At 43.8% G+C, this 5,663-nt stretch carries 4 protein-coding genes; all 4 read right to left on the minus strand.

Annotated elements, in window-relative coordinates; genetic code table 11:
- Positions 1-378 precede the first annotated feature (378 nt).
- The gene (gene ftsZ / locus VF500_RS27305; RefSeq protein WP_330862694.1) at positions 379-1,980 is read right to left on the minus strand and encodes a cell division protein FtsZ; all 1,602 of its coding nucleotides are present in this window, start codon (positions 1,978-1,980) and stop codon (positions 379-381) included.
- A 129-nt stretch (positions 1,981-2,109) separates the two neighbouring features.
- Positions 2,110-3,453 (minus strand): cell division protein FtsA, encoded by a 1,344-nt coding sequence (gene ftsA, locus VF500_RS27310; RefSeq protein ID WP_330862695.1) that lies wholly within the window; start codon positions 3,451-3,453, stop codon positions 2,110-2,112.
- A 1-nt stretch (position 3,454) separates the two neighbouring features.
- Positions 3,455-4,318, minus strand: a complete 864-nt coding sequence (locus VF500_RS27315; RefSeq protein WP_330862696.1) for a cell division protein FtsQ — start codon at positions 4,316-4,318, stop codon at positions 3,455-3,457.
- The coding region (gene murC, locus VF500_RS27320) for a UDP-N-acetylmuramate--L-alanine ligase (protein WP_330862697.1) at positions 4,311-5,663 on the minus strand (1,353 nt) is incomplete at its 5' end. The genes murC and VF500_RS27315, both read right to left, overlap by 8 nt.

Genomic DNA, 5,663 nt, shown 5'->3' on the forward strand with positions numbered 1-5,663 from the left:
TGACCTATCGGCCCACCCAAGCTTTTTGTTATTTTATCAAATAAATCCAAAATGAATTGTTTTTATAAATTTAAATGCAAATATAGCCGTTAAAACACCTTTAAACAATAGCTATAACTTTTTAGAATAGGTTATAACTTATAGAAAAGAAGCAAGACTTTTAGATACAAGACCCAAGAAGTCAAGGTTCAAGACCAAGGAAATAAAGACCATGAAAACCAGATTAACGAATCAAAATCAATAAAAGTATCTAACAAAAAGGGAGATCAACTTTCAGATTTAATTCTTTTGTCGATCTCCCATTCAATTATTGTGGTTTTATTTTTCTTGTCTCTTGAATCTTGGCGTCCTGACTCTTAAAAAGCCTTGCCTCTATTCTTAATCAGCGTTCCCGTGCAAATATGAGTTATTATTCCTGATCTCAACATTACCTTCGCTATCCTGCATCAGGGAAAAACGGGAGATCTGGCTTTCGTCAGATGCCGGCGTATCCTGCAACGCTATCTCTTTGCGTTTGTAAGCCGGCACATTCTCCAGCTCCTGGATGTTGCCGGTACGCAATTTCATGCTCAGGTCTTTGAGCCTCATGATGCGCTCACGCGATTTTTTCAACTGCTCTTCAATTGATTCGTTGGTTTTGTTATCATCAGCACCAACAACAGGAGCTGGTTCCGGCTCAGGTTCTGGCATGCGTGGTTGTTCCCTTACAGGTTGCTCGTAACTTACCGGTTCGCTCATTTTAAAAGTGAACCCCGCAGTATCCGGCTCGTTATCAGCTTCAGGTTCTTCCTCGTGCATCAGGCTATGCCTTACTACAGCAGGTTCTTCCTGGCGGCTGCCGGCAAACATATCAAACAAACCCGCCTGTTTAGCATCCTCTTTAGGGGCTTTAGCGTAAGGTTCGGCAGGGGCATCTACTTTAACAGGTTTAATAAACTCATTAACCGGCCTTGCCTGCTGCGGCTCTTCAGGAACCAGCATTGAAACTATTTTCTTGTTGCTATGCTCTTTTTCGCGCTCATCCTTGGTTTGGAAACCGGTAGCAATAATAGTTACCGATAATTGCTCACCCAGGTTTTCGTCGATACAGTTACCCCAGATCAGGTCGGCAGCTAAACCGGCTTCTTCCTGTATGTAATCAGTAATTACGCTGATCTCATCCATGGTAACCTCTTTGAGGCCCGAACTGATGTTCAGCAATATATACCTTGCACCTTCAATTTCATTATCCTTTAACAATGGCGATGCCAGTGCACCTTCAACAGCTTTTAAGGCACGGTTTTCACCATCGGCAGTAGAGCTGCCCATGATAGATACACCGCTATCTTTCATCACTGTGCGCACATCCTTAAAGTCGACGTTTATATAACCCGGCAGGGTGATGATCTCGGCGATACCTTTGGCAGCCGTGGTCAATATATTATCAGCCTGTGCAAATGCTGAGCTCATGGTCAGGTTGCCAAAAATCTGGCGGAGCCTGTCGTTTGAGATCACCAGGAACGAATCAACATATTTACGCAATTCTTCCAAACCGGCGTCAGCCTGCATTTTACGGCGTTTACCTTCAAAAGAGAAAGGAGTGGTAATGATACCCACCGTTAATATATCCATTTCGCGCGCTGCTTTGGCAATGATAGGGCTTGCGCCAGTACCCGTGCCACCGCCCATACCTGCTGTAATAAACAGCATTTTGGTATTAACGCCCAACATCTGTTTAATATCGTCGATATTTTCAATAGCCGAATTTTTGCCAACTTCGGGTATTGAGCCTGCACCCATGCCCTCGGTTAAACTGGCACCCAACTGCACCTTGTTAGGTATAGGGCTCAGCTCCAATGCCTGGGCATCCGTGTTGCAGATTATAAAATCAACACCGGTAATTCCTTGCCTGTACATATGGTTTACCGCGTTTCCACCACCACCGCCAACACCAATTACCTTGATGATCGACGATTTTTCTTTTAACATTTCAAAATGCATAATCTTCGTTTTCAGCTATATGTAAATCAACCAACATTAGATTTTACCATTGTAATAATAATACTTTTTCAACAAGGTTTTTCCACATTTGTGAGCAATGTGAATAAGTTTTACCCTTGTGAATAATTATTATTTCAGAAAGTCCTCATCCTTAATGTCATCCTTAATAAATGTGATGCTCTTTTTCAGCAGCCTGTCTAACAAGCCCCCTTCTTTAGTTTTAGCATCGTATTTGGGCTTAGCCGCTTTTACTTCGGCAGGGATTGCTTCATTCATGTATTCCACTTTCTGGATACCTTTTATCAACAAACCAATACCGGTAGCAAAAGTTGGGCTTTGCAATTCTTCGTACGTATTTTTTGGCAGCACTTCATTTTTGGCCAGGTGCTCGGTAGGATAACCTACACGGCAATCTAACCCGGTAACAAATTCAACCAGCTGGCGTAAGTGTTTCAGCTGTGCACCACCGCCTGTTATTACGATACCTGCTATCAGCTTTTTCTCGTAACCTGATGATTTGATCTCGTAGTAAACATGCTCTACGATCTCTTCCATACGGGCCTGGATCACGTAAGCCAGGTTTTTTACCGAAATTTCCTTTGGCTCACGGCCGCGTAAACCCGGAACGCATACTATCTCGTTCTCCTTGTTCTCATCGGCCAGGGCTGATCCAAACCTTACTTTCAATTGCTCGGCGATGTTGCGCATTACTGAACAACCTTCGCGGATATCTTCGGTTACGCTGTTACCGCCGAAAGGGATAACGGCTGTATGGCGAATGATGCCTTCGTGGAAGATAGCTACGTCGGTAGTACCGCCACCGATATCAACCAAAACCACACCGGCTTCTTTTTCCTCTTCGCTCAAAACAGATTCTGAAGATGCCAGCGGTTCAAGGATCAGTTCCTGGCTTTCCAGGCTGGCCTTGTTAACGCATTTTACAATATTTTTGATAGCGGTTACCTGGCCCGAGATAATATGGAAATTAGCTTCAAGCCTAACACCTGCCATACCTATCGGATCTTTGATCCCCGGCTCATTATCTACCGTAAACTCCTGCGGTAATACATGGATGATCTCCTCGCCCGGAGGCATTACCAAGTTATACATATCCTCAATCAGTTTATCGATATCCTTACGGCTGATCTCTGACTGCAGATCACGGCGGGTAATTAAACCGCGGTGTTGCAGACTTTTGATATGCTGACCGGCAATCCCCACGTTCACTACCCTGATCTCCACATTTGATTGCGAGCCCGCCACATCCACTGCCTGGTGAATGCCCTGTACTGTTTTATCTATATTTGAAACCACGCCGCGCGTTACACCGGCAGATTCGGCTTTGCCAATCCCTAAAACCTCAATCTTCCCGTTCCTGCTCCTGCGCCCAACAATGGCACATATCTTGGTAGTTCCGATATCCAATCCTACTACAATTGGCGAACTTTTTTCCTGAGTTGAGCTTTTGTCCATATTACAATTTAATTTGAGATGAGTCCCTTTTCGTTTTGAGCGAATCCTGTTTGGCAGCCTTAGCCGCTTTTACCGAATCAGCTTTTATATTTTCATTTTTTATACCAATTACCTGGTTGGTATATTTTACATTGATCACTTTATAAGTATCCCAGCCAACTTTTGGCAACACCTGCTTATAAAAAGCCTGTAGGTTATTTAACTTCACGTTGAGCGAATCGGCATTACCGATCAGGATCCTTTGATTGCCTACCCTCGGGATCAGCTCGATCTCGCGGTCGCTGTTCACATACATCTGCGCTATCTGTGCATCCCAAAGTGAATCCTTGCGGATATAATCGGCCGTTTTAAACAGATCTTTAGCCACGCGTGTATGTAACGAATCAACATGGTTGGTAAACAGTTCTTCAATAAAACCATTAGCCACCAGTACCCTTGCGGTAAAGTTTGGCGATAGCGGGATCTTCAAACCATGCTGATCTACATAAAAATCCATATCATAATGGTTCATGATCCGTAGTATCGGCTGACGCTGGCTTACTTCAACCCTTAATACACCATCCATTTCGGTATAAACTTTGGCAAACTCAATAAAAGGGTTCGCTTTTAGTTTATCTTCCAGCTCCTGGATGTTAATATTTTCGATAGGCCTGCCTACCAGCGAGTGGCTGGTAACTTCAATAATATGGTCGACCTCCTGCTTGTCAATAAAATATTGACCGCCCGGAATGCTCACATTTACTGCTGTACACTTTACCCCCGCTTTTTTTGTTTCAATAAAACTCATGAGCACCACAAGGCCACCCAGGCTTATTACCCAGGCACAACCTATCAGCAGGCGCTTCCAAATGAGTTTTTTATTCATTGCTCAATACTTGTTTTAATGGCTGTACCAGTGTATCAATGTCACCGGCACCTACCGTTAATAATAGTTCTGGCTTTTCGGCGGCTACTGCAGCTACAGCTTCTTCCTTACTTAAAATCCTTTTATTTTGCAGCTGCATGCGGTTAAGCAGCATCTGTGAGTTAACACCTTCAATAGGCAACTCACGCGCCGGGTAAATTTCCAGCAATATCAGTTCGTCAACCATGTCCAGCACTTCGGCAAAGCCATCGGCAAAGTCGCGGGTGCGGGTAAATAAATGCGGCTGAAAAATAGCCGTTAACTTTTTAGTGGGGTATAACCTTTTAATTGATGAGATACATGCCCTCAGTTCTTCAGGGTGATGTGCATAGTCATCAATGTAGATATGCTCCGGTGTTTTAACAATGTATTCAAACCTGCGTTTAACCCCTTTAAATGAAGCCAGTGCTTCCTTAATATCAGCCGGGGCAATATCCAGTTTCAACACTGCTTCAATGGCAGCTACAGCATTCTCCACGTTGTGGGTACCCGCTATGCCCATTTTTATATCGGTAATATTTACCGCAGCGCTGTTATAATCAAAATAAAAATCGCCGTCAATGATACGAACATTGGATGCATGTGCATCGGCAGTTTCGTCTTCAAAGGCGTAGGTATATCCGCCATCCAAAGGCAAACCATTTTTGTGCACCAATGTACCACCGGGTTTTATCTGCGAAGCAAATAACCTGAACGACTCGGTCAGGTGAGCGTGATCGCCATAGATATCCAGGTGATCTGCATCCATTGATGTGATAATGGCCACATCCGGATACAGGGTCAGGAACGAACGATCATACTCATCGGCCTCAACCACCATTACATTGTTTTTGCCATAAAGCACATTGGTTTGGTAATTTGATGAAATACCACCCAAAAAAGCAGAGCAATCATTACCCGATGCCTTAAGCAAATGCGCTACCATGGTTGAGGTAGTAGTTTTGCCATGTGTACCGGCCACAGCAATAGTAAATGAACTCTTGCTGATCAAGCCTAAAACCTGCGAGCGCTTGAACAACTCAAAGCCCTGATTTTTAAAATAGTTTAATATGTGCGAATCCTTTGGTACAGCAGGCGTATAAATAATAAGCGTATCGCTGCATGGTTTCTGGAAACTCATGGGAATGTAATCCGCATGATCTTCAAAAACAACCTGGATCCCCTCATTGTGCAACTGGTTGGTTAAATCAGTCGACGTTTTATCATATCCGCAAACAATACAACCCAAATGATGGAAATAGCGTGCCAGGCCGCTCATACCGATGCCGCCTATGCCTATGAGATAAACTCTTTTTATATCGTGCAG

It is taken from the genome of Mucilaginibacter sp. (assembly GCF_036383575.1).
Lineage (GTDB): Bacteria > Bacteroidota > Bacteroidia > Sphingobacteriales > Sphingobacteriaceae > Mucilaginibacter.

Coding starts and splice junctions, on each gene's coding strand:
- ftsA (WP_330862695.1), bottom strand. CDS start 3,453: ATGGACAAAAGCTCAACTCAGGAAAAAAGTTCGCCAATTGTAGTAGGA.
- ftsZ (WP_330862694.1), bottom strand. CDS start 1,980: ATGCATTTTGAAATGTTAAAAGAAAAATCGTCGATCATCAAGGTAATT.
- VF500_RS27315 (WP_330862696.1), bottom strand. CDS start 4,318: ATGAATAAAAAACTCATTTGGAAGCGCCTGCTGATAGGTTGTGCCTGG.